This window comes from Mycobacterium marinum, assembly GCF_003391395.1.
GTDB classification, from domain to species: domain Bacteria; phylum Actinomycetota; class Actinomycetes; order Mycobacteriales; family Mycobacteriaceae; genus Mycobacterium; species Mycobacterium marinum.
Genome location: NZ_CP024190.1, coordinates 690,235 through 716,356, shown reverse-complemented (window position 1 = coordinate 716,356; position 26,122 = coordinate 690,235). Strand labels below are relative to the sequence as shown.

Here is a 26,122-nt window from a genome sequence, read left to right as displayed (position 1 = left end):
GGGGTTCGCGATGTCTTTTTTGGTTGCGCCGGAGGCCTTGGCGGCTACGGCGGCGGACGTGGCTGGAATCGGTTCGGCCCTGCGCTCGGCCACCAGCTGGGCCGCCCTGCCGACCACCGAGTTGACGGCCGCCGGCCTCGATGAAGTGTCATCGGCAGTCACATCGGTGTTCACCGCCTACGGCGAGCAGTACCAACTGCTCAGCGCGCGAGCCGCGGTATTCCACGACGAATTTGTCCGAGCACTCAGCGATGCGGGGGCGGCCTACCTGGGTAGCGAGGCGGCCAACACCGCGCCATTGAGGGCCGCCGGACAGGCGCTATTGCGCGAAGTCAATGCCCGTAGCCAAGAGCTACTGGGGCGTCCGATGATCGGCGACGGCGCTGCCGGCACCGCGGCCAATCCCAACGGCGGGGCGGGCGGTTTGCTGTACGGCAATGGCGGCGCGGGCTACTCGCAGCCGACCCCGGGACTGGCCGGTGGTGCCGGCGGAGCGGCCGGCCTGATCGGCAACGGCGGGGCCGGGGGAACCGGTGGTGCCGGGGCGGCCGGCGGGGTCGGCGGAAACAGCGGATGGCTCTACGGCAACGCCGGTAACGGCGGTCTCGGCGGAGCGGGCGCGGCCGGCGGGGCCGGCGGAAGGGCCTGGCTGATCGGTAACGGCGGCGCCGGCGGCGACAGTGGCGCCGGCGCGGCCGGCGGTGCCGGCGGAAACAGCGGATGGCTCTACGGCAACGCCGGCAACGGCGGTCTCGGCGGAGCGGGCGCGGCCGGCGGCGACGGCGGAACGGCCTGGCTGACCGGTAACGGCGGCGCCGGCGGCGACGGCGGGGCGGGCTCGGCCGGCGGTGCCGGCGGAAACGGCGGATTTGCCTACGGCAGCGGCGGCGACGGCGGCGCCGGCGGCGCAGCTACCGCACTGGGCGAGACGGGTGGAGCGGGTGGCGCGGGTGGCCGCGCCTGGCTCATCGGAGACGGCGGGACGGGCGGGCTCGGGGCGGCGGGCGCCACCGGCGCCGCGGGTACTGCGGGCATGGACGCTGGCGATCCCGGTGTCGTCGGTGGCGTCGGTGGCGCCGGTGGTGCCGGTGGCGCCGGTGGCGTCGGAGGTCTGCTGTCCGGGGCCGGTGGCGCCGGTGGGATGGGCGGTGCCGGCGGACACGGTGGCAACGGCGGCGCGGGGGTGACCGGTCTTGGGGGCGCCACTCTGGGTGCGGCCGGCCAAGCCGGCGGAGATGGCGGTGACGGCGGCGCAGGTGGTGTTGGTGGGACCGGGGGCGCGGGCGGCGCGGGTGGTCTGTTCGGCAGCAGCGGCGTCCAAGGTGCCGGTGGATCCGGTGGCGACGGCGGCACGGGTGGGGCCCCCGGCGACGGCGGGAAGGGTGCTACCGGCACATATGCCAACAACGGCACCGGGATCGGTGGAGCCGGCGGCAGGGGCGGTGACCCCGGGCGCGGCGGCGCCGGCGGAACGGGAGGATTTGGCTCCACTACCGGTAGCACCGGCGACTCTGGCCAGGCCCCAACGAGCGGCGGTAACGGCGGCGACGGCGGGAAGGGCGCCGATGGCGCCCTGGCCAGCCAAGATGGCGGGACCGGCGGCGCCGGCGGAGCCGGCGGTCAAGTCGGCAATGGCGGGGCCGGCGGCGATGGCGGAGCGGGCCATACCGGAGCCAATGGCACCACCGACGCGGCAGGAAATGGCACCCGAGGATCCGATGGCGGCAACGGCGGAACCGGTGGAGCCGGTGGAGCCGGTGGAACCCACAGCGGAAGCGGCGGTGAGGGCGGAAGCGGCGGCACCGGCGGCGGCGGCGGCACGGGCGGCACCGGAGCTGGCGGAGCAAACGCCACCGCCCCGGCCGGCACCGGTGGCGACGGCGGCGACGCTGGCGCCGGCGGCAACGGTGGCTCCGGCGGGACCGGCGGCGCCGGCGGCAGCGACGCGGCTGGCAACATCGCCAGCCAAGGCGCCGGCGGCGAGGGCGGCAAGGGCGGAGATGCCGGCGCGGCCGGTAAGGGAGGCACCGGGGGTACCGGCACCGCCGGTACGCCGACGCAGATCGCCGGCACCGGTGGCCAGGGTGGCGATGGCGGCGCCGCCGCCATCGGCGGCACCGGCGGGACCGGCGGCACCGGCTCGGTCAACGGCGCCAAGGGCGCCGATGGCGCCTTGGGTACTGGCGGCACCGGCGGAACCGGCGGCACCGGCGGCAGCAACGTGCATGGCCAGGGCGGCACCGGCGGCACCGGCGGAAACGGCGGATACGGCGGCTCCAGCGGCACGGGAGGTATGGGCGGCACCGGCGGCACCGGCGGTAGCGCCGCCACATCCGCAGGCGGGCCTGCCGACGCATCGGGTGGTGCCGGCGGCGCTGGAGGCCGGGGTGGTGACGGCTACTTCGGCGGTACCGGCGGCACCGGCGGCGACGGCGGGTACGGCTCAACCAGCAACAGCCATGCGGCGGGTGGAGACGGCGGCAATGGCGGCGACGGCGGCACCGGTATCGCTGGCGGCGGCGACGGTGGCCGCGGCGGTAATGGCAATTACGGCGGTGCCACGGTAATCCCCGGTAGCGGCCAGCAAATCCCTGGGGAAAGCCCGGGCGGGAACGGCGGTAACGGCGGACACGGCGGCGATGGCACCAACGGGTACGGCGGCGACGGTGGCCGCGGCGGGGCCGGCGGCATTAGTGGCGCCGCCAGCCCCGGCGGCGACGGCGGGGACGGCGGGGCCGGCGGCACCGGCGGCGACGGCGTGGGTGGCGACGGCGGGGACGGCGGGGCCGGCGGCTACGGGCTCACCGGCGGAGGAGAAGGAGGCGACGGCGGGCATGGCGGCGCGGGGTCGGGTGGGCCCGGCACAGGCGGCCTGCCGGGGACGGCGAGCACCAGCCAGAACGGCGGCCCAGGCGGCACCGGCGGCCCCGGCGGCGTCGCATGACCATCTCTGGTCGGCGACTAGCTGCGAGTTCCAGCGGCACCGCGGACCACCTTGGGCCGTGCACCGCGAGCCAGTAGCCCAATCGCGATCCCCGGTGCGTCCCGGCAAGCCTAGAATCGTGGTCCGTGGGCCTTGAGGACCGAGACGCGCTGCGGGTGCTGCGGGACGCCTTCGCACCGCAACCCGACTTAGACCACAAAACGCAATCCAGCGAACTCGTCCGCAGCTTCTACACCAACTGGTTCTCCCTGGACAGTTCGGTGCGCGACTTGTTCCCACCCGAAATGAGCGGCCAGCGCGCAGCTTTCACACGTGCACTGCACTGGGTGTACAGCGAGCTCGTCGCACAGCGCGCCGAGGAGCCGATTGCCTTCCTGGCACAGCTCGGCCGGGATCACCGCAAATACGGTGTGCAGCCAACCCAATACGAGACGTTGCGGCGCGCCCTGCAGACCACGTTGCGCAGTCATCTCGGCAGTTCCTGGACCGATTCGGTCGCGCGCGCCGCTGAGCAATCTCTCAATCTGATCGTCGGGGTGATGAGCGGCGCGGCCGATTCCGAGGACGGACCCGCGTGGTGGGACGCAACGGTAATCGAGCACATCCCGGTGTCGCGCGATCTGGCGGTGATCAGGCTGCAACTGGACCGCCCAATGCCCTACCACCCCGGCCAATACGTCAATGTCCAAGTCCCGCAGTGTCCGCGCCGCTGGCGTTACCTCAGCCCCGCCATTCCGGCCGACCTCGAAGGGCGGATCGAATTCCATGTCCGCGTGGTGCCCGGCGGGCTGGTCAGCACCGCGATGGTCAACGAAACTCGGACCGGCGACCGGTGGCGCTTGGCGAGCCCGCACGGCGGCTTGCACGTCGACCGCACCGGCGGTGACGTGCTCATGGTCGCCGGCAGCACCGGTCTGGCCCCGTTGCGGGCGCTGATTTTGGATATGGGCCGCTTTGTCGACAATCCACGAGTGCACCTGTTTTTCGGCGCGCGCTACTTCTGCGAACTCTATGACCTGCGCACGCTTTGGCAGGTTGCGGCGCACAACCCGTGGCTTTCGGTTTCTCCGGTCGCCGAATACAAGCTCGACCCGTCCTGGGCCACCGACTATCCCGATGTATCACCGCCGCGCGGCCTGCACGTGCGCCAGACCGGCCGGCTGGCCGAAGTGGTCACCAACTACGGCAACTGGGGCGATCGGCAAATCCTGATCTGCGGCGGGCCGGCCATGGTTCGCACCACCAAGGCCGCACTGATCGCCAAAGGCGCTCCGCTGGAACGCATCCAGCATGATCCACTGCCCTAGCGGCAAGCCACGACTACCAGGAAAGGCCCCGCGCTCAGCCACCGCAGCGGGGCACGCAGGCTAGTCTGGCCGGCGTGCATGCCGTAACTCTGCGCGACCCGTTGTCATCGGTGGAAGCACAGTTCGTGCCCGCGGCTGGAATGATCGGCACCTCGCTGACCGACGCCGGAGTGCAACTGCTCGGCCAACGGCGCGGCCTGGACGGCTACCTTGCCGCGGGCAAGACAATGGGAATACCGATTCTGTACCCCTGGGCAAATCGACTGGGCAAGAACACATATCACGCCGAAGGCAAGGAGGTAACACTGAACCCCGGCGCAAACGGGGTTCGGGTGGACCCCGCCGGCTTGCCGATCCATGGGGTCCTGGCCGCCTATCCCGGCTGGCGGGTCACGGCTCAATCGGGCAACGAGCTCACCGCAGAGCTGGACTTCGGGGCCGACCCGGTGCTGCTGGCCAGCTTTCCGTATCCGCACGTGCTGTCGTTGACGGCGCGGCTGACCGAACGGGTGCTGACACTGCGCACCATGGTGACCCCAACCGGTGACACGACCGTGCCGTTGTGCTTCGGCTTCCACCCGTATCTGCAGTTGCCGGGTGTGCCCCGCACCGAGTGGGTCATCGAGACACCCCCGCTGCGGCAGCTCTGCCTCGACCAGCGCGGACTGCCCACCGGCGAGTCGGAGCACCGGCCGGCGAAGACAGCGCCCCTGGGCGACAGCACCTTTGACGACGGTTATGACCAGGTGACCGAGGGAGCGGTGTTCGCCGTGTCCGGTGGCGGCCGCCGCCTGGAGGTGCACTTCGAACAGGGGTATCCCGCGGCGCAGATCTTCGCGCCGATCGCCGAGGACGTGATCTGCTTCGAACCGATGGCCGCACCGACCGACGCGCTCCGGCGCGGCGGCTACCGTTGTGCGCCGATTGGCGAGTCGGCGGTCGCGGTGTTCTCAATCCACGTCTAGCCAGAACAAGTCGCCTAGTGTGGTTTCGCCTCGCGGCGGCGGATATCGAGAGCGCGGCCGAAATTGAGCGCTGGGCGCAACAACCGATCACCGCGGCTCGCATACTTCGCCGTCCATCAATATCTGCCAAACCCAGGTTATTTTCACAAAGGCTGCAATACCGGGTTGATGTTTCCGTTTCCTGCCGCACAGCCCATTTAGTATCACTCCGGATATCTATGCGCATCACCGTTGACCGCTCGGATACGGCGCGTTTGCCGATATTGACCAAAGCCCACGGCGCCGAAATGAACAGGGCAGCCGCGCAGAATTCGGACCCCTCGATTCGGGCTGGCTGCACCGCACTCCCCATCCGCTGCGCTCGGCGGGCGGCCCGATCTCAGACATTTCCGAGCCCTGACAATGCGCGTGATGGGACCGATGCAGGCGCCGTCGACAGCGGCCAGATCACCTAGCCCCGCGATACCTGCGACCACACGGCACGAACCGTCACGCGGGGGTGCGCGAACCGCCTACGGTCGCGTGGCACAGTGCGCCCAACACCTACCGATTAGAGCATTGTTCTAGAACTAGCTTCGAGTACTGGCGCCCTGGAGCCATGGGGCACTGCACCATTCGGCGCCGACACTGATGAATATTTTGGCTGATCCAGTCGCTTGAATGACGCGGCTACCTCCACCCGCACGACCGACCGGGAGCATCCCCATCGCCGACGCAATGGCGGTCCCTTCGCCGGCCTGGGGCGACTTGGCGCACAACGCGCCCTCGTTCGAGCCCGCGCGGTGCCGCTGGTTGCTGGGGCCTGAACCTCACGCGCAACGATGGCGGGCCCGCGCGCGCCAGGCCCGTAGCCAACACCGAAAGCCGTTCACACTGCGGTGCTCGAATTTGCCTCGTTCGACGACATTTTTGACAGTTTTATTTATACCTGGATGAATTTCGCTCGGCGATAGGTGCGCACAACGCGCATGTCAACGTCGCGTGTTTGCCCCAAACCCTGGAGCATGCCGACGGCACTCCGAGTCGAATCCGGCGGGATTAAGAAACCCAGATTTTTTTGAGCAAATCAGTGGCTTTTTCGCCGTGCGCAACTGAATAATCTTGCTGCTGTCGGCACCGGACTCAGGGAGGTCGTGCGGATGCTGTAGCGCCACTGCGCGTACCGGTCAAACGGTTCGAGTTAAGGATCTGAGTTAGGGACGGGTGATGAATTTCGCGGTGCTGCCGCCGGAGATCAACTCGGCGCGCTTGACCATCGGCGCCGGGCTGGGACCGATGCTGGAGGCGGCCAATGCCTGGCAGGGTCTGGCTGGTGAGCTGGGCTCGGCCGCCTCGGCGTTCTCGTCGGTAACCACCGATCTGGTGAGCGGCGGCTGGCAGGGTGCGGCGTCGGCAGCGATGGCTAGTGCGGCGGCGCCGTACCTGAAGTGGCTGACTACCGCGGCAGCTCAGGCCGGGCAAGCCGCGACGCAAGTCCGATTGGCTGCGGCCGCATTCGAGGCGGCGCTGGCCGCGACGGTGCACCCAGCCGCGATCTCCGCCAACCGCTCCCAATTCGTATCCCTGGTGGTCTCTAACCTATTGGGGCAGAATGCCCCCGCGATCGCCGCCGCTGAGGCCGCCTATGAGCAGATGTGGGCCCAAGACGTTGCCGCGATGTTTGGCTACCGTTCCGGAGCGGAATCGATCGCCGCGGCGTTGACACCATTCCCGCTGCAGGCCGCCGGGTCGGTCGTCACCGCCAACCTGGGCTTTGCAAACGTCGGCTTCCGCAACTTCGGTAATGGAAATGTCGGCGACTACAACCTCGGCTCGGGAAACCTCGGCTCGGAAAATGTCGGCAGCTCCAACATCGGCAGCGGCAACATTGGTTTCGGAAACTCGGGGCCCGCACTGACAGCGGCCCTCAACAACATCGGCTTCGGGAATACCGGTAGCAACAATATTGGCTTCGGCAACACCGGCAACAACAACATCGGCTTCGGCAACACCGGCGACAACAACCGCGGCATCGGACTCACCGGCACCGGCCAATTCGGGTTCGGCGGCCTGAACTCGGGCAGCGGCAACATCGGGTTGTTCAACTCGGGCACCGGCAATTTCGGTATTGGGAACTCGGGAACCGGCAACTGGGGAATCGGGAACTCCGGCAACAGCTACAACACCGGCATCGGCAACTCGGGTGACGCCAACACCGGCTTCTTCAATGCCGGCGTCGCCAACACCGGCATCGGCAACGTGGGCAGCTACAACACCGGTGGCTTCAACCCTGGCGATGCCAACACCGGCGGTTTCAACACGGGTAGCTACAACACGGGTTACCTGAATCGCGGCGACTACAACACCGGCGTTGCGAACTTCGGCAATGTCAACACCGGCGCCCTGAACACCGGCGACTACAACAACGGCTTCCTCTGGCGCGGCGACAACCAGGGTCTGATCTTCGGAGAGCCCGGTTTTGGGAACTCGACCACCGTCCCCTCCTCGGGTTTCTTCAACAGTGGCGACGGTAGCGCCTCAGGGTTCTTCAACTCCGGCGCCAACAACTCTGGCTTCTTCAACGATTCCTCGGGGCCCGTCGGCAACTCGGGTTTCGCCAACACCGGCGTGCTGCAGTCAGGTCTGGTGAACTCGGGCAACACCATATCCGGTTTGCTCAACTCGAGCCTGGTGCCCATAACGACGCCGGCCTACATCTCCGGTGTCTTGAACACCGGTAGCAAGCTAGCCGGATTCCTGCTTGGCCCAACACTGTTCAACATCGGCTTCGCCAACGACGGCGTCGGAAACATACTGGCCAATGCCAACGTTGGCAACTACAACATCGGCGGAAACGGCAACGTCGGCGACTACAACATCATCGGCAGCGGCAATGCCGGCAGTTACAACATCTTCGGCAGCGGCAACATCGGCAGCCTCAACTTGGGCAGCGGAAACTTCGGCGGAACGAATTTCGGCAGCGGCAACATCGGCAGCCTCAACCTCGGCTCGGCCAATATCGGCAGTTACAACATCGGTTCGGCAAGCCTCGGTAGCTACAACGTCGGATTCGGAAACCTCGGTGACTACAACACCGGCTTCGGCAACGCCGGCAGCTACAACCAAGGTCTGGCCAACACCGGCAGCAACAACACCGGGTTCGCCAACACCGGCAACGGGAACATCGGCATCGGACTGACCGGTGACGGCCAGATCGGAATCGGCGCACTGAACTCCGGCATCGGCAACGCGGGCTTGTTCAACTCGGGAACCGACAACGTCGGCCTGTTCAACTCGGGCAGCGGAAACATCGGGATCGGAAATTCGGGCAGCGGGAACACGGGCCTGCTCAATGCGGGCGTTGCGAACTGGGGCCTGGAGAATCCCGGCACCGCGAACACCGGTATCGGCAACGCCGGCCAGTACAACACGGGCCTGCACAACGTCGGAGCGGCCAACACCGGCTTCTACAACAACGGCAGCTACAACACCGGTGGCTTCAACGTGGGCAGCACCAACACCGGCAGCTTCGATGCGGGTAGTGCGAACACGGGCAACTTCAACCCCGGTGACACCAACACGGGCTCCTACAACCCCGGGAACGTCAACACCGGCTTCTTCGACACCGGGAACTACAACAACGGCTTCTTCGTGACCAGCGACAACCAAGGTCAGATCGCGATCAACCTATCGGTCACCACTCCGCACATTCCCATCGATGTGCAGTCGATCGTGCCGGTGAATCAGGTATACACGCTGGGCGGCAACACGATACAAGTCAGCGAGGCTGGAGCGGTCTTCCCCAGGACCTACTATCTGGGCGGCCTGTTCTTCCTGGGACCGATCAACCTCGGCGCCTCCACCCTGACGATTCCCACCGTGACAATCGCCCTCGGTGGACCGAGCACGAACATACCGATCAGTATCGTCGGCGCCGTCGAACGCCGCACGATCACCTTCCTGGACATCCCGGCAGCGCCCGGCTTCGGAAACACCACCGCCGGCCCGTCGTCAGGCTTTTTCAACGCCGGCACCGGAGGCAACTCCGGCTTCGCCAACTTTGGCGCCGCCAGTTCGGGCCTGTGGAACAGCGGGGTGGCGGCGGTCGGAAACTCGGGCGTGCAAAACTTCGGCTCGCTGGCATCAGGCTGGGCGAACCTGGGCAACACGCTGTCGGGCTTCTACAACACCAGTACGGCGAACCTCGCTGCACCAGCCAATCTTTCGGGTCTATTCAACGTCGGCACCGACCTGGCGGGTGTGCTTCGCGACGCCAACGGAACAATCTTGAATCTGGGCCTTGCCGACCTGGGCCACCTCAACGTGGGCAGCGGAAACGTCGGCGACTTCAATGTGGGCAGCGCAAACATCGGTAGCGCGAACTTCGGATTCGGCAACGTCGGCTCCGACAACCTCGGCAGCGGGAACATCGGCAGCGGCAACATCGGGTTCGGAAACGCCGGAGCGCGGCTGACGGACGCGTTCAACAACATCGGCTTCGGCAACACCGGCGACAACAACATCGGCGTCGGCAACACCGGCAACGGCAACTTCGGCTTCGGCAACACCGGCAACGGCAACATCGGCATCGGCCTTACCGGTGCTGGCCAGCGGGGCGTGAATTTCGCCGGCGGGCTGAACTCGGGCAGCGGCAACATCGGGTTGTTCAACTCGGGCACCAACAACGTCGGGATCGGAAACTCCGGCACCGGAAACTGGGGCATCGGCAACAGCGGCAGCCTCAACACCGGATTCGGCAACGCCGGCAGCACCAATACGGGCCTGTTCAACACCGGGATGGTCAACACCGGTATCGCCAATGTGGGTGACTACAACACCGGCTGGTTCAACACGGGTGACGTCAACACCGGCGCCGCCAACCGGGGCGACTACAACACGGGCTGGTACAACACGGGCAACTACAGCACCGGCTTTGCCAACGCGGGCAACATCGATACCGGCCTTCTGATCAGTGGTGACATGGGCAACGGCTTCGCCTGGCGCGGCGACCAGCAGGGCCAGGTGAGCGCCAGCTATGTCATCCACGTTCCGGAGATTCCAGCGCATGTCGACGCCAGCGCCCCCATCAACATCCCGCTCACCGCCAACTTCACCAACACGCTGTACAGCGGAATAACGATGGAGGACATCAACTTCGGTTTTACCGTCGCGATTGGGCCGCTACCTGTCTTGACCGGAACGATCGACTCCGTCACCCTTGCCCCGATCACGGCCACCGGTCCGGCGATTTCGTTCAACATCGGCGACCCCAAGGGGACGACGGTGGTGTCGATCCCCGCCACGGCCAGTCTCGGCCCCGTCGACTGGACCATCTTCGACATCCCGGCGGTCACCGGCTTGTTCAACTCCACCAGCAGCCCGTCATCGGGTTTCTTCAACGGCGGCACCGGAACGGTATCGGGGATCGCGAATTTCGGCGGCGACATCTCCGGCTTCCAGAACTTCGGGACCTCGGCAGTATCGGGCTTCAAGAACGTCGGCTCGCTGCAATCGGGTCTGCTGAACATCGGCGACACCGTCTCCGGCCTGTTCAATACCGGCATCGGGACACCCGCCAATGTCTCGGGCGTGTCGAACATCGGCACCACCCTCGCGGGCATCTTCGCCGACCAGGCGTCTGGAATGTCAACCTTCAGTTTGGGACTGGCCGACATCGGCCAGGCCAACGTGGGCTTCGGCAACACCGGCGACTTCAATCTCGGCTTTGCCAACCTTGGCGACGAGAACCTGGGCCTTGGCAACAGCGGATTCAACAGTCTCGGCTTGGCCAACCTCGGCAACTTCAACGTCGGCTCGGCGAACCTGGGCGGCTACAACATCGGCTCGTCCAACCTCGGCGACTACAACGTCGGATTCGGCAACGCGGGCGGCTTCAACCAGGGCCTTGCCAACAGCGGCAACAACAACATCGGCCTGTTCAACACCGGCAACAACAACATCGGTATCGGGCTCACCGGCGACAACCAGCAGGGCTTCAATTTTGGTGGCGGCCTGAACTCCGGCACCGGCAACACCGGACTGTTCAACTCCGGCACCAACAACACCGGAATCTTCAACTCCGGCACCAACAACACCGGAATCTTCAACTCCGGCAACGCAAACTGGGGCATCGGCAACACCGGCGTCACCAATACGGGCGTCTTCAACTCGGGTCAGATCAACACCGGATTGTGGAATGCGGGCAACGTCAACACCGGAATCGGCAACCCGGGCAACTACAACACCGGAAGCTTCAACACCGGAAGCTTCAACACGGCCGGTCTCAACCCGGGCGACTACAACACCGGCTACCTCAACAGCGGCAACTACAACACCGGTTTTGCCAACTCCGGCGACGTCAACACCGGCGCATTCATCTCGGGCAACTACAGCAACGGCTTGTTGTGGCGGGGCGACTATCAGGGCCTGTGGGGCATCGATTACGCGATCACCATTCCCGACACCGCCATCCCACTGAACCTGGATGTGCCGGTCTACCTCGACATCCCCATCACCGGCACACTCGGGGTCTTCACCGTCGACGGATTCACCATCCCGGCGTCCACCGTCGAATTGGACATCGTCGGCATCGGGTTCAAGGCCGTCCATGTCAGCGCGATCAAGTTCCCCAACCTCGAGCTGGGCCTACCCGCAATTGACATCAACATCGGTACCGGACCGGAACCGTTGATCCACATCGTCGGCACCGGCGGCCTGCTGCCGATCAAGATCCCGATCATCGACATTGCGGCCGCCCCCGGTTTCGGTAACTCCACGACAACTGCGTCCTCGGGCTTCTTCAACACCGGCAGCGGCACCGCCTCCGGGTTCGGTAACACAGGCGGCAACAATTCCGGGTTCTTCAACCTCGCTTCGGGCAGCTCCGGAATATCGGGCTACCAGAACCTCGGCGATCTGGTGTCGGGCATGTCCAACCTAGGCAACAGCGTCTCGGGCTTTTTCAACACGAGCTCGCTGGGCGTATCGATACCGGCCGACATCTCCGGCGCCGCCAACATCGGCACCAACATCGCAGGGTTCTTCAATGACAACCCAATCGGCAACCTGGGCATCGCCAACCTCGGCAACGGAAACATCGGCGACGGAAACATCGGCAGCAACAACGCCGGTTTCGGCAATGTCGGTGCCAACAACTTCGGCAGCGGCAATATCGGGAGCTTCAACTTCCTCTCCGGTAACCACGGGACATACAACTTCGGGCTGGGAAACCTGGGCGACTACAACGTCGGCCTGGCAAACCTGGGCGACTACAACGTCGGCTTCGGGAACGCGGGCAGTCTCAACCAGGGCTTTGCCAACACCGGCGACCACAACATCGGCATCGGCAACACTGGCAACAACAACATCGGCATCGGGCTCACCGGCGACAACCAGGTAGGTATCAACCTCGCCGGCGGGCTGAACTCCGGCACCGGAAATGCCGGCCTGTTCAACTCGGGCACCAACAACACCGGCATCTTCAACTCGGGCACCGGCAACACCGGCATCTTCAACTCCGGCACCGCAAACTGGGGCATCGGCAACTCCGGGACCGCCAATTCCGGCATCGCCAACTCGGGCAGCACGAACTGGGGCCTGTGGAACCCGGGCACCGGCAACACCGGCATCGCAAACGCAGGCGACTACAACACGGGTCTGTACAACGCCGGCCACACCAACACCGGCCTGGCCAACCCCACCGACTACAACACCGGCTTTTTCAACACCGGCGACTACAACACCGGCCTGGCGAACGCAGGCAACTACAACACCGGTTTCTTCAACACCGGTGACTACAACACCGGCCTGGCGAACACGGGCGACGTCAACACCGGCGCATTCATCTCCGGCAACTACAGCAACGGCATGTTCTGGCGCGGGGACTACCAAGGGCTAGTGGGCGCCCACTACGAGATCTTCATTCCCGAATTCCCGGTGCTCAACTTCGATTTGAACATCCCGGTCGACATCCCGATCTACCTCGATCTCGGCAGCCTGGCCCTCAACGGCTTCACGATTCCCACCATCACGATCGACGCCCTGTCGATCACCGATTTCAAGATCGGGCCGATCACCATCCCGACCATCAAGGGCATTCTGCCGGTCATCGATATCAACATCGGCAACCCCGACGGTTCCAGCTCGATCCCCGTCGCGATTCGCAGCGGCTTGGGACCCATCAGCATTGTCTTGCTCGACATCCCCGCGGCGCCCGGGTTCGGAAACTCGACCTCGGCCCCGTCGTCGGGCTTCTTCAACTCCGGCACCGGAACCGCCTCGGGCTTCGGAAACGTCGGCGCAAACAATTCGGGCTTCTGGAACACCGGCTTCGGCGACATCGGCAGTTCCGGCTTGCAGAACTACGGCCAACAACTCTCCGGCTGGGCGAACCTGGGCAACACCGTCTCGGGCTGGTACAACACCAGCACGGCGGATCTTCCGAACGCGGCCAACCTCTCGGGCTTCTTCAACATCGGCACGGAGCTATCGGGGGTGCTGCGCGACTCGGCCGGCACGATCTTCAACGCGGGCCTGGGCGATTTGGGCCAGCTGAACCTGGGCAGCGGAAACGTCGGCGACTTCAACGTGGGCAGCGCAAACATCGGCAGCTTCAATGTCGGATTCGGAAACGTCGGCGCCGACAACCTCGGCAGCGGGAACATCGGCAGCGGCAATATCGGGTTCGGAAACGCCGGAGCGGGGTTGACGGAGGCGTTCAACAACATCGGCTTCGGCAACGTCGGCGACACCAACATCGGGTTCGGCAACACCGGCAACGGCAACATCGGCTTCGGCAACACCGGCAACGGCAACATCGGCATCGGGCTCAGCGGCGACGGCCAGATCGGGTTCGGCCCGCTCAATGACGGCGTCGGCAACGCGGGCCTGTTCAACCTGGGCGACTTCAACACGGGACTGGCCAACGCCGGCAACGACAACCAGGGCTGGTCGAATACCGGAAACAACAACATCGGGCTGTTCAACACCGGGGACAACAACGTCGGCATCGGGCTCACCGGCGACGGCCGAGTCGGGTTCGGGTCGCTGAGTTCGGGCGCCGGCAACACCGGCTTCTTCAACTCCGGGACCTCGAATGTCGGCATGTTCAACTCCGGCACCGGCAACGTCGGCTTCTTCAACTCCGGCACCGGCAACGTCGGCATCGGGAACATGGGTACCGGCGGCATCGGCATCGGTCTGCAGGGTGACAACCTGATGGGCATCGGCGGCCTGAACTCGGGCAGCTTCAACGTCGGCCTCTTCAACTCCGGAACCGGCAACGTCGGCATCGGCAACTCCGGCACCGGCAACTGGGGCATCGGAAACTCCGGCAGCCACAACACCGGCATCGGCAACACGGGTAGCTACAACACCGGCCTGTTCAACTCCGGTTCCTTCAACACCGGCATCGCCAACCCCGGCAATTTCAACACCGGCTTGTTCAACATCGGCGTCTTCAACACCGGCATCGCCAACCCCGGCGATTACAACACCGGCTTTTACAACACCGGCGACTACAACACCGGCCTGGCAAACATCGGCAACTTCGACACCGGCGCGTTCATCACCGGCGACATGGCCAACGGCGTTTTCTGGCGGGCTGACAGCATCGGGCAGCTGTCCGCCCACTACGCCATCACGGTCAACAGGATTCCGGCATTCCTGACCATCGATGCCCCGGTCAACATCCCTATCACCGGCACCATCACCGACATCTCGATCCCGGCCGTGACCTTCCCGAAAGTGCCCGCCACGGGCAAGGTCGACCTCGCCATCATCAGTGGCACGGTCATCGCACCGATCGGCCCCATCACCATCCACGGTGGCGACGCGTCGGCCCCGTTGAACACACCCATCGTCATCGACTTCGGCACCCAACCGGCGTTGCAGCTCAATCTCGGTAATCCCGATGGTTCCACCGTCGTTCACGTCGGGGGCTACTTCAACTTCGGCCCCGGCCAGATTCCGCTCATCGACATCAAACCGGCCGCCGGCTTCTTCAACGCGACCACCGGCCCGTCGTCGGGCTTCTTCAACCTGGGCGACGGAAGCGCGTCCGGCTTCGCCAACGTGGGTGCCAACAACTCGGGCATCTGGAACGTCGCCACCGCCGCCCTGGGCAACTCCGGCTTCCAAAACATCGGGTCGCAGCAATCCGGCCTGGCCAACCTCGGCAACGCCATCTCCGGTTTCCTCAACACCGGTGGCGCAACGCCGGCCAACCTCTCCGGATTCCAAAACATCGGCACCGACCTGGCCGGCTGGTACCGCAATGGGCCGGACGCAACGACCTTCAGCTTCGGCATCGCAAACCCCGGATTCTGGAACGTGGGCAGCGCCAACATCGGCAGCTACAACCTCGGAAACGCCAACATCGGCGATTCCAACTTCGGCTTCGGCAACATCGGCAGCGCCAACCTCGGCAGCGCCAATCTCGGCGGCTTCAACCTCGGCAGCGCCAACCTCGGCAGCTACAACTTCGGCTTCGCCAACACCGGCCCGGCGCTGTCGGACGCCATCGGCAACATCGGGTTCGGCAACACCGGAAGCTACAACATCGGGTTCGGCAACACCGGCAACGGCAACCTCGGCTTCGCCAACACCGGCGACGGAAACATCGGGATCGGACTCACCGGCGACACCACGACCGGATTCGGGGGCTGGAACTCGGGCAGCGGCAACATCGGCTTGTTCAACTCCGGCACCAACAACATCGGCTTCGGAAACTCCGGCACCGGCAACTGGGGCATCGGCAACTCCGGCAGCTACAACACCGGCATCGGCAACACCGGCACAACCAACACCGGGTTCTTCAACTCCGGCATGGTCAACACCGGCATCGGCAACGCGGGCGACTACAACACCGGCTGCTACAACACCGGCGACTTCAACACCGGCAGTTTCAACCCGGGCGACTACAACACCGGCGGGTTCAATCCGGGCAACTACAACACCGGCTACTTCAACGAGGGCAATTCCAACACCGGCCTGGCCAACTCCGGCAACGTCAACACCGGCGCGTTCATCTCGGGCAATTACAGCAACGGGTTGCTGTGGCGCGGCGATTACCAGGGCCTGCTCGGCTTCACCTACGAGTCCACCGTTCCAGCGATCCCGTGGAATATCGGGGTGCACTCCGACATCGACATACCGATTACCGGCGCGATCAACACCATCACCCAGGACATGTTCACCATCGCCGAATTCGAGATACCAATCAGTCTGGAGACCACGATCTGCCTGATCTATGTCCCCTTCGTCGGCTGTGTGTTGCACGTGTCGGTCACCGTTCCGATTACCACCGAACACGTCGGGCCGTTCGTCATCGATCCCAGTGTGATCAACCCACAAAGCCCGATAAACACGGCCATCACGGACACCATCGACTTCTCCGACGCGGGCACCGTCGGCCCCGCCACCTTCGGCTTCAACTGGCAGCAGAGCCCTGGATTCTTCAACTCGTCGGACACGCCGTCGTCGGGCTTCTTCAATTCCGGAGCCGGAGGCGCGTCGGGCTTGCTCAACGACGCCCAAGGGGCCGTTTCGGGGATCGGAAACGCCTTCTTGGAGAGTTCGGGATTCTTCAACGCGGGCGGCCCGGGACTGTCCGGCCTCCAAAACGTCGGCACGCTCGAATCAGGCTGGGCGAACTTCGGCAACTCGCTGTCGGGCATCTACAACACCAGCATTCTGAACCTGATGGCCCAGGCCTTTGTCTCCGGCTTGGGCAACACCGGCCATGAGCTTTCCGGCTTCTTGAACGACGCGATGGCGTAGCGGCACCCGGACGCGCGATCGGGGACGTTGCTCAATCCACCTGCGGCACCGCCTGATCGGCCCCGCCTCCCGCACGTCGGCCCAGCGGGCAATTCGAGGTGCGGCAGCGGACAAAGCCGCACCGAATATCCCGCCGATTCCTGCCGAACCAATCCAAATCCAAAACGGACAAGACAAATCGGGCTAGCCTGGCCAGCAGAGAGTGGCCATTGGAAATTGTGAATAGGCTTCACATTTTGCTATGCGAATGTTTTTCGCATTTGCAGTGTGCGCGGGGAGTGTTATGAGACAGCTCGCCATCCGCTTAGTAGCGGCGAGTAGGCGTTTCCGATGAGTTTTGTGTTGTTGCCGCCGGAGATCAATTCGGCCCGGATGCACCTCGGTGCTGGGCCGGGGCCCATGCTGGCGGCAGCGACGGCCTGGGATGGGCTGGCGGCCGAGTTGTTCGCCGCGGCAAGCGCGTTCGGGGCGGTGACCTCCGGCCTGGCGGGCGGGACTTGGCAAGGTCCGGCGTCGACCGCGATGGCCAGCGCCGCGCAGCCCTATCTGGCGTGGCTGACCACGGCAAGCGCCCAGGCCGAGCAGGCCGCCAGTCAGGTCCGGGCGGCGTTGGCTTCTTTCGAAGCGGCGCTGGTGGCCACGGTCAGTCCGCCGGCTATCGACGCAAACCGCACCGTCCTGACCGCACTGGTGAATGCGAACGTGCTGGGCCTGGCCGCGCCGGCGATCGCGGCCGTCGAAGCACAGTACGAGCAAATGTGGGCCCAGGACGTCGCCGCCATGCTGGGTTACCACGCCGGCGCCTCGGCGGCCGCCTCAGCATTGACGCCCTTTGCCGTGAGCGGATTGGTGCGCCAGCTTGGCAACGCCGCCGCCGCGAGCCTGGCCAGCGCGGCCCCGGCCAGCGCGGCGGTGGCCGCCGCCGCCGAGGCCGTGGTCGCCGACCCGGTGAGCGCGCTGGGCCTGCCCAGCTTGGGCCTGGCCGCCGCGATCCCGTTGAACCTGGGGGCGGCCAACGTCGGCACATCCAATCTGGGCTTCGGGAACATCGGTAGCGGGAACATCGGAAACGGCAATAACGGTGATGGCAACCTCGGCGGCGGCAACCTCGGCAGCTATAACCTCGGTTGGGGCAACCTAGGCGGCGCCAACCAGGGCTTTGGCAACGCGGGCAGCAACAACCAGGGTTTCGCCAACACCGGCAGCAACAACCAGGGCTTCGCCAACACCGGCAGCTTCAACGTCGGCTTCGGCAACACCGGCAGCAACAACATCGGCATCGGGCTCAGCGGTGACGGCAAGATCGGGTTCGGCTCCTTGAATTCCGGGAGCGGCAACATCGGGCTGTTCAACTCGGGCACCAACAACATCGGCTTCTTCAACTCGGGCACCGGCAATTTCGGTGTGTTGAACTCGGGCAGCTACAACACGGGCTTCGGCAACTCGGGCGAGGCCAGTACCGGGGTGTTCAACCCGGGCAACGCCAACAGCGGCTGGGCGAACACCGGCAACCACAACACGGGCAGCTTCAACGCCGGAAACACCAACACCGGCGGCTTCAACCCGGGCAACCTCAACACCGGCTGGGCCAATACCGGCGATGTCGATACCGGCGCATTCATCTCGGGCAGCTATAGCAACGGCCTGTTCTGGCAGGACGATTACCGGCTGCTCGGCATCGATCTCAAGATCAACTTCGGCGGAACCAGCGGCGACTACGCCGTCAGCATCCCCCTGGACAACACGTTCAGCGCCACCGTGCCCACCATCACCACCCCGGGCACCACCATTCCCAAGCAGACCTTCCTCAACGGGGGATACATCGGCCCCATCACCATCCCATCGATCACGATCGTCGGTCCCCCGATCAATGCCACCGTGGGCCCCGCAACGCTGGATCTGTCCCTTTCCTATGACGTCAGCCCCATCCAGCTGCAACTTCTCTACATCCCGCCGACCACGGGGCTTGGGAACACGAGCTCGAGCCCGTCGTCGGGATTCTTCAACCAGGGCGACGGCGGCTCGTCGGGCTTGTTCAACACCACCTCCGGTCCGTTCGGCGTCTCCGGGCTGCTCAATTACGGCGATCTGGAATCGGGCGCGCTGAACTTCGGCAACACGATCTCGGGCATTCACAACACCAGTGGGCTCGAACTCGCGACCCTGGAGCCGGCCCGGATATCGGGAGTCGGCAACATCGGCAGCGATCTGGCCGGTGTGTTTCGGGACGGCCCGGACGCGACCACCTTCAACGTGGGCGTCGGCAATGACGGCGGGCTGAACTTCGGTAGCGCAAACATCGGCGACTACAACTTCGGCAACGCGAACATCGGCAACCTCAACCTCGGCAGCGCCAACATCGGGTTCGGCAACATCGGCGGCGGCAACGTCGGCGACAACAACATCGGCAGCGGAAACCTCGGCAGCGCCAACATCGGATTCGGCAACGCCGGTCCCGGGTTGACGGCCGCCTTCAACAACATCGGCTTCGGCAACACCGGCGACAACAACATCGGCTTCGGCAACACCGGCAACGGCAACATCGGCTTCGGCAACACCGGCAACGGCAACATCGGCATCGGGCTCAACGGAGACGGCCTGCAGGGTTTCGGCGGCTGGAACTCGGGCAGCGGCAACATCGGCGTGTTCAACTCCGGCACCGACAACGTCGGCATCGGCAACTCCGGCACCGGAAACTCCGGCATCGGCAACACCGGCAGCTACAACACCGGCATCGGCAACTCGGGCCTGGCCAACACGGGCCTGTTCAACATCGGCAACCTCAACACCGGCATCGGCAACCCGGGCAACTACAACTCGGGTGCGCACAATGTGGGCAGCACCAACACCGGCGGCGCCAACCAGGGTGACTACAACACCGGCTGGTTGAACCTGGGCGATTACAACACCGGGCTGGCAAACGTCGGCAACGTCAATACCGGCGCCCTGATCAGCGGCAACTACGACAACGGCATCTTGTGGAGATCCGATTACCGGGCGCAAGGCGGCTTCAGCTATGCGATTGGCCTGGTGCCCATCACCACCAGCCTCAACCTCAGCGTCCCGATAGACATCCCCATCAGCGCCACCGTCGGCAACACCGTGATCGAGGGCTTCACCATTCCGGAGATCCCGATCGGCGCGTACGGAGTGGTCAGCGGCAACATCGGGCCGGAAACCTTCCCGACCATCACGATTGTCGGTCCAACGATAGACATCGGCGTGGGCGGGACACAGTCCGTGTTCACGCCGAGCTTTGTTGTCGACACGGGGCTGGTCCAGGCGATCGTCCTCGACCTGCCTTCTGGCCCGGGAGTCGGCAATTCGACCAGCGTCGAGTCGTCGGGCTTCTTCAACTCGGGTGACGGTAGCGCGTCGGGCTTCGGGAACGGGGGCGGCAGCAACTCCGGCTTCCTGAACTTTGCCACCGACAGTCTCGGAAACTCCGGTTTCAAGAACTACGGCACGCTGGAGTCCGGCATCGCAAACCTGGGCAACAGCGTTTCCGGTGTGTTCAACACGAGCGCGCTGGACCTGCTGACGGCGGCCAATGTGTCGGGTGTTTCAAACTTCGGCAGCAACCTTTCGGGCTTCTTCCTCGCCGGCGACTCCGCGGATCGAATCTTCAACGTGGGTGTGGCCAATGACGGCAGTTTCAACATCGGCAGCGCCAACCTCGGCGACTACAACTTCGGTCTGGGCAACGTCGGTAACATCAACTTCGGCCCCGGGAACCTCGGCAGCGCCAACATCGGCGGGGCAAACATCGGCGACACCAACTTCGGCTTCGGCAACATCGGCGCCAACAACTTCGGCTTCGGCAACTCCGGCGCCTCGTTGACCGACGGCAACCACAACATCGGCTTCGGCAACACCGGCAGCAACAACATCGGAATCGGCAACACCGGCGACGGCAATATCGGCTTCGGCAACACCGGCAACGACAACACCGGCATCGGGCTCAACGGAGACGGTCTGCAGGGTTTCGGCGGCTGGAACTCGGGCAGCGGCAACATCGGCGTGTTCAACTCCGGCACCGACAACGTCGGCATCGGCAACTCCGGCACCGGAAACTCCGGAATCGGGAACTCCGGCAGCTACAACACCGGCATCGGCAACTCGGGCCTGGCCAACACGGGTTTGTTCAACTCCGGTTCCTTCAACACCGGCATCGGCAACGTGGGCAGCTACAACTCCGGGACCTTCAACGTCGGCGACCACAACACCGGCAATTTCAACACAGGCCAGAGCAACACGGGGTCGCTGAATGTGGGTGACCTCAACACGGGGTGGGCCAACACCGGCAACGTCAACACCGGCGCCCTCATCTCCGGCGACTACAACAATGGCCTGTTGTGGCGCGGCGACTACCAGGGCAACCTGGGTGCTTTCAATTACACGGTCACGGTTCCGACCACCACCGCGGACTTGAATCTGAGCTTCCCGATCAGCCTGCCGATCAGCATCGACATCGGAAAGATCGTCATCGAGAGCTTTACCCTGCCCAAAATCACCGCCAACCTCGACGGAAAAATAAAGTACAAGATCCCGGGTGTCGGCAAGGTAAATGTCAAGCTCTATTGGGACCTGAAAATCAGTCCCATCACGTTCTCCGACATCACGATTTCCGGGCCCACGCTGACCAGCACCATCGGAAACACCGACGGTTCCACCGTGTTGGGGGTAGACACCGACGGCACTATCGGCCCGTTGACGATCCCACTCATCGATATTCCGGCGGGTCCCGGCTTCGGCAACTCGAGCACCAGCCCCTCGTCGGGATTCTTCAACTCGGGCGATGGCAGCTCGTCGGGCTTCGGAAACGTCGGCATCAATAACTCGGGCTTTTTCAATGTCAGCTTCATCGACGGAAATTCGGGCCTGAGAAACTACGGAAACCTCGAATCCGGGCTGGGCAACCTCGGCAACAGCATCTCGGGATTGCTCAATACCAGCACCTTGGACATCGATACGCCGGCCGTCGTCTCAGGTATTGGAAACATCGGCACCAACCTGTCCGGCTTCTACAACGACGCCTCGGGCAATGCGCCCGATTCGACGTTCAACTTGGGCTTCGCCGACATCGGCATCTTCAATGCGGGTGCGGCCAACACCGGCAACTACAACCTGGGCTTCGGCAACATCGGAGACGGGAACGTCGGCGCCGCCAACGTCGGCAACTTCAACTTTGGCGGCGCAAACATCGGCGACACCAACTTCGGCTTCGGCAACATCGGTAACAACAACTTCGGCTTCGGCAACTCCGGCGCCTCGTTGACCAACGGCAACCACAACATCGGCTTCGGCAACACCGGCAGCAACAACTTCGGCTTCGGCAACACCGGTGACGGCAACATCGGCTTCGGCAACACCGGCGATGGCAACATCGGAATCGGGCTCAGCGGCGACGGTTTGCGCGGGTTCGGCGCCCTGAACACCGGCAGCGGCAACCTCGGCCTGTTCAACTCCGGCACCAACAACATCGGCCTGTTCAACTCGGGCAGCGACAACATCGGCATCGGGAACTCGGGCATCGGCAACGCCGGGCTGTTCAACTCGGGCAACTACGACACCGGCGTGTTCAACGCGGGCATCGTCAACACGGGCATCGGCAACGCCGGAGACTTCAACACCGGAACCTTCAACGCCGGCGACGCCAACACCGGCAACGCGAATTCGGGCAGCTACAACACCGGCGGCTTCAACTCGGGTAACTACGACACCGGTTGGGCCAACACGGGCGATGTCGACACCGGCATCTTCATCTCCGGCAACTACAGCAACGGCATCCTGGCAAGGGGCGACTACCAGGGCTTGGTCGGCGTCCCACTGTTCGACATCGCCGCCGCGCCGGGCTTCGGAAACACGACCACCAGCTACTCCTCGGGCTTCTTCAACAACGGTGCTGGCAGCGGATCGGGCTTCTTCAACTCCGGCACCGACGTATCGGGCTACGGAAACCTGGGCGCGGTGCAGTCCGGCCTGGCCAACTACGGCAACAGCGTCTCGGGCCTGTTCAACACCAGCAGCCTGGACACCGCGACGGCGGCCTACGTCTCCGGCGTCGGAAATGCCGGCGCCAACCTTGCCGGGTTGTTCCGGGACTCTGCGGGCGGCACCACCCTCAACGTGGGCTTCGCCAACCTGGGCGTCCTGAACCTCGGTGCCGCCAACGTCGGCGACTACAACGTGGGCACCGCAAACGTCGGCGGCATCAACTTCGGTGGCGCAAATATCGGCGACCTCAACTTCGGCGCCGGAAACCTCGGCAGCACCAACTTCGGCTTCGGGAACCTGGGCAGCAATAACTTCGGCTTCGGCAACTCCGGCGTCTCGCTGGCCAACGGCAACCACAACTTCGGCTTCGGCAACACCGGCAGCAACAACTTCGGCTTCGGCAACACCGGCGACGGCAACATCGGCTTCGGCAACACCGGTGACGGCAACATCGGAATCGGGCTCAACGGTGACGGGTTGCGCGGTTTCGAAGCCCTCAACAGCGGCACCGACAATGTCGGCTTGTTCAACTCCGGCACCGGCAACGTCGGCATCGGCAACTCGGGCACCGGAAACTGGGGCATCGGAAACTCGGGCAACTACAACACCGGCGTCGGGAACACCGGCGCCGCGAACACGGGCATGTTCAACTCCGGCATCGCCAATACCGGCGTGGCCAACGCGGGCAGCTACAACACCGGCAACCTCAACGCCGGCGACATCAACACCGGCTCGTTCAACACCGGTGTCGGCAACACCGGCTACTTCAATGTGGGTGACACCAACACCGGAATTGCCAACCTCGGCGATATCAACACCGGTGGTTTCAACTCCGGCAGCATGAACAACGGGTTCTTGTTGAGGGGCGACGAGCTAGGCCAACTGGGCTTCAACTACACGCTCAATATCCCGACGCTGCCCGTGGACCTGGATATTTATGCCAACTTCCAGACACCGATCAGCCTCGACGTCGGCGGAACGACCATCCACAGCTTCGACATTTCAGCGTTCACCATCTCCGGAAAGTACGGCTACTCGTACAAGATCCTCGGAATCAAGTTCAACTACCCGTTCCCGTATGCCTTCGACATCCCCGCGATCACGATCCCGAGCATCCAGATCGGCGGGTCCAGCCAGAACTTCACGGTGGGTCCCCCGGCTCTCAATACCACCATCAATTTCGATGGCGGGCCACTGAACATCGCGGTCGACATGGACCCGGCGCCGGGCTTCTTCAACTTCACCAACAACGACTCGTCGGGATTCTTCAACTCCGGTAAGGGCTTCACGTCAGGGCTTGGCAACATCGGCGCCTACGACTCGGGCTTCCTCAACGGCAGCATGGATCCGTTCGGCTCCGGAAGCAGCCAGACCTCGGGCGTCTACAACTTCGGCGACCTGCAATCGGGCCTGGTGAACGTGGGCAACACCGTCTCGGGCTTCTTCAACACCAGCAAGGTCAAAGACGCCGCAGCCTACATCTCGGGCTTCTTCAACACCGGATCCAACCTCTCCGGGTTCTTCAATACCGGCACCGGGCCGTAGCCCGGCGGGGTGTGGCGGAAAGCCGGCTCAGCGGGGCCGGCGCGGCTGCCACACGACCAGCGCCGTGCTCTTGGGCACCAGCGCCACCTCGCGGCGCTGCTTTGCCCGCATCGTCTCGAGCTCGTCGGCCATTTCCTGCAACCTCGACTGCAGCGCCTCGACCTGGTTGGTCAGCTCGATGATGCGCTTGATGCCCGCGAGGTTGACCCCCTCTTCCTGAGAGAGCTGCTGAACCTGACGCAGCAGATTGACGTCATGTTCCGAATAGCGGCGCCCGCCACCGGATGTCCGGCGCGGGCTGACCAGACCAAGCCTGTCATAGGTGCGCAGCGTCTGCGCGTGCATTCCGGCCAGCTCCGCCGCCACCGAAATCAGAAACGTTCGGGCTTCCCCTTCTCTCGAGTTCTTAGCCATCTAGCGATTACCTGCCCAACCGGCCCTGGGATCGAACCCACTGGACCGCTCAGCCGCCGCGTAGGCTTCCAGCGCCTCCTTGGCAGCCCCTTCCAAATTCGGCGGGACGGCCACCTTGACCGTGACGAGCAGGTCGCCACTACCGCCGCTGCGTTTGGGCACGCCACGGCCGCGAACCCGCAGGATGCGCCCGTCGGCGGTGCCCTGCGGCACCTTGACACCGACGCTACCGTCCAGCGTTGGCACCGAAAGCGTTGAGCCCAAAGCTAATTCGGTGAAGCTGACCGGAACCGTGACGGTGAGGTCGTCGCCGTCACGGCCGAAGACCTGGTGCGGCCGCACGTGCACGGTGACATAGAGATCTCCCGACGGTGCACCGCGCAACCCGGCCTCGCCCTGCCCGGCCAACCTGATCCGCTGCCCGTCCTCCACGCCGGGTGGAATCCGCACATTGATGGTGCGGGTGCGGGTCGTGACGCCGGTGCCTTTGCACTCGTCGCAGGGGTGCTCGATGATCGAGCCGCTTCCCCGGCAATCGGTGCAAGGTTCGGAGAAACCGAACGCGCCCTGGTTGCGGTTGACCACACCGGCACCGTTGCAGTTGGGACACACCTTCGGGCTGGTGCCCGGCCGTGCGCCACTGCCGTGGCAGTTCGTACACGGCGCCGGACTGGTCAGCCGCAGTGGCATCGCCACGCCTTTGGCGGCCTCCACGAAGTCCAGTTCGGTCTCGGTCTCCAGGTCGTTGCCGCGGCGAGGCCGGCTCGGACGAGCGCTGCCGCCGCGTCCGAACAGGCCGCCGAACAAGTCGCCGATGTTGGTGCCCCCGGAGCGGCCGGCGGCGTCGAACAAGTCATTGAGGTTGAACTCGGCGCCATCGGAGCCATATGCGGGCCCCCCTGTGAAGCCGCCAAAGCCACCCGTGTCGAAGCGGCGGCCCCCGAATCCGCCTCCCGCAAAGAGCCGACGAGTCTCGTCGTACTCCTTGCGTTTGGCCGGATCCGTGAGCACCTCTTTGGCCTCGGATACCGCCTTGTAGCGGTCCTCGGCCGACTTGTTCCCCGGGTTGCGGTCGGGATGATTCTCGGCGAGCAGCTTGCGAGCCGCCCGCTTGATCTCTTCAGGTGCGGCGTCGGAGGAGACGCCCAACTCCTTGTAGAAGTCCTTCTCGACCCATTCACGCTGGGCCATGC

7 protein-coding genes are annotated in these 26,122 nt (G+C 64.7%); 5 read left to right on the top strand and 2 right to left on the bottom strand.

Going from position 1 to position 26,122, the window contains the following annotated elements; genetic code table 11:
* Nucleotides 1–10: 10 nt before the first annotated feature.
* The 5 genes from CCUG20998_RS28870 (at nucleotide 11) to CCUG20998_RS02965 (ending at nucleotide 24,515) form a co-directional block, all read left to right on the top strand.
* Nucleotides 11–2,944, top strand: a complete 2,934-nt coding sequence (locus tag CCUG20998_RS28870; RefSeq protein WP_050674473.1) for a PE family protein — start codon at nucleotides 11–13, stop codon at nucleotides 2,942–2,944.
* A gap of 125 nt (nucleotides 2,945–3,069) precedes the next feature.
* A complete protein-coding gene (locus CCUG20998_RS02990) occupies nucleotides 3,070–4,251 on the top strand; it encodes an FAD-binding oxidoreductase (RefSeq protein WP_020731639.1) in 1,182 nt (393 codons plus the stop codon).
* Between the two features lie 74 nt (nucleotides 4,252–4,325).
* Entirely contained in the window at nucleotides 4,326–5,216 is an 891-nt protein-coding gene (locus tag CCUG20998_RS02985) for an aldose 1-epimerase (RefSeq protein WP_020731638.1), read from the top strand.
* 1,206 nt (nucleotides 5,217–6,422) lie between these two features.
* Nucleotides 6,423–16,973 (top strand): PPE family protein, encoded by a 10,551-nt coding sequence (locus CCUG20998_RS02970; protein ID WP_036457004.1) that lies wholly within the window; start codon nucleotides 6,423–6,425, stop codon nucleotides 16,971–16,973.
* 330 nt (nucleotides 16,974–17,303) lie between these two features.
* Entirely contained in the window at nucleotides 17,304–24,515 is a 7,212-nt protein-coding gene (locus tag CCUG20998_RS02965) for a PPE family protein (RefSeq protein ID WP_036457003.1), read from the top strand.
* A 27-nt stretch (nucleotides 24,516–24,542) separates the two neighbouring features.
* On the opposite strand, the gene CCUG20998_RS02960 is transcribed toward CCUG20998_RS02965, so the two are convergent.
* Together CCUG20998_RS02960 and dnaJ are read right to left on the bottom strand one after the other, a co-directional pair.
* The gene (locus CCUG20998_RS02960; RefSeq protein ID WP_012392599.1) at nucleotides 24,543–24,929 is read right to left on the bottom strand and encodes a heat shock protein transcriptional repressor HspR; all 387 of its coding nucleotides are present in this window, start codon (nucleotides 24,927–24,929) and stop codon (nucleotides 24,543–24,545) included.
* Nucleotides 24,930–26,120 (bottom strand): molecular chaperone DnaJ, encoded by a 1,191-nt coding sequence (dnaJ, locus tag CCUG20998_RS02955; protein ID WP_012392598.1) that lies wholly within the window; start codon nucleotides 26,118–26,120, stop codon nucleotides 24,930–24,932.
* Nucleotides 26,121–26,122 lie beyond the last annotated feature (2 nt).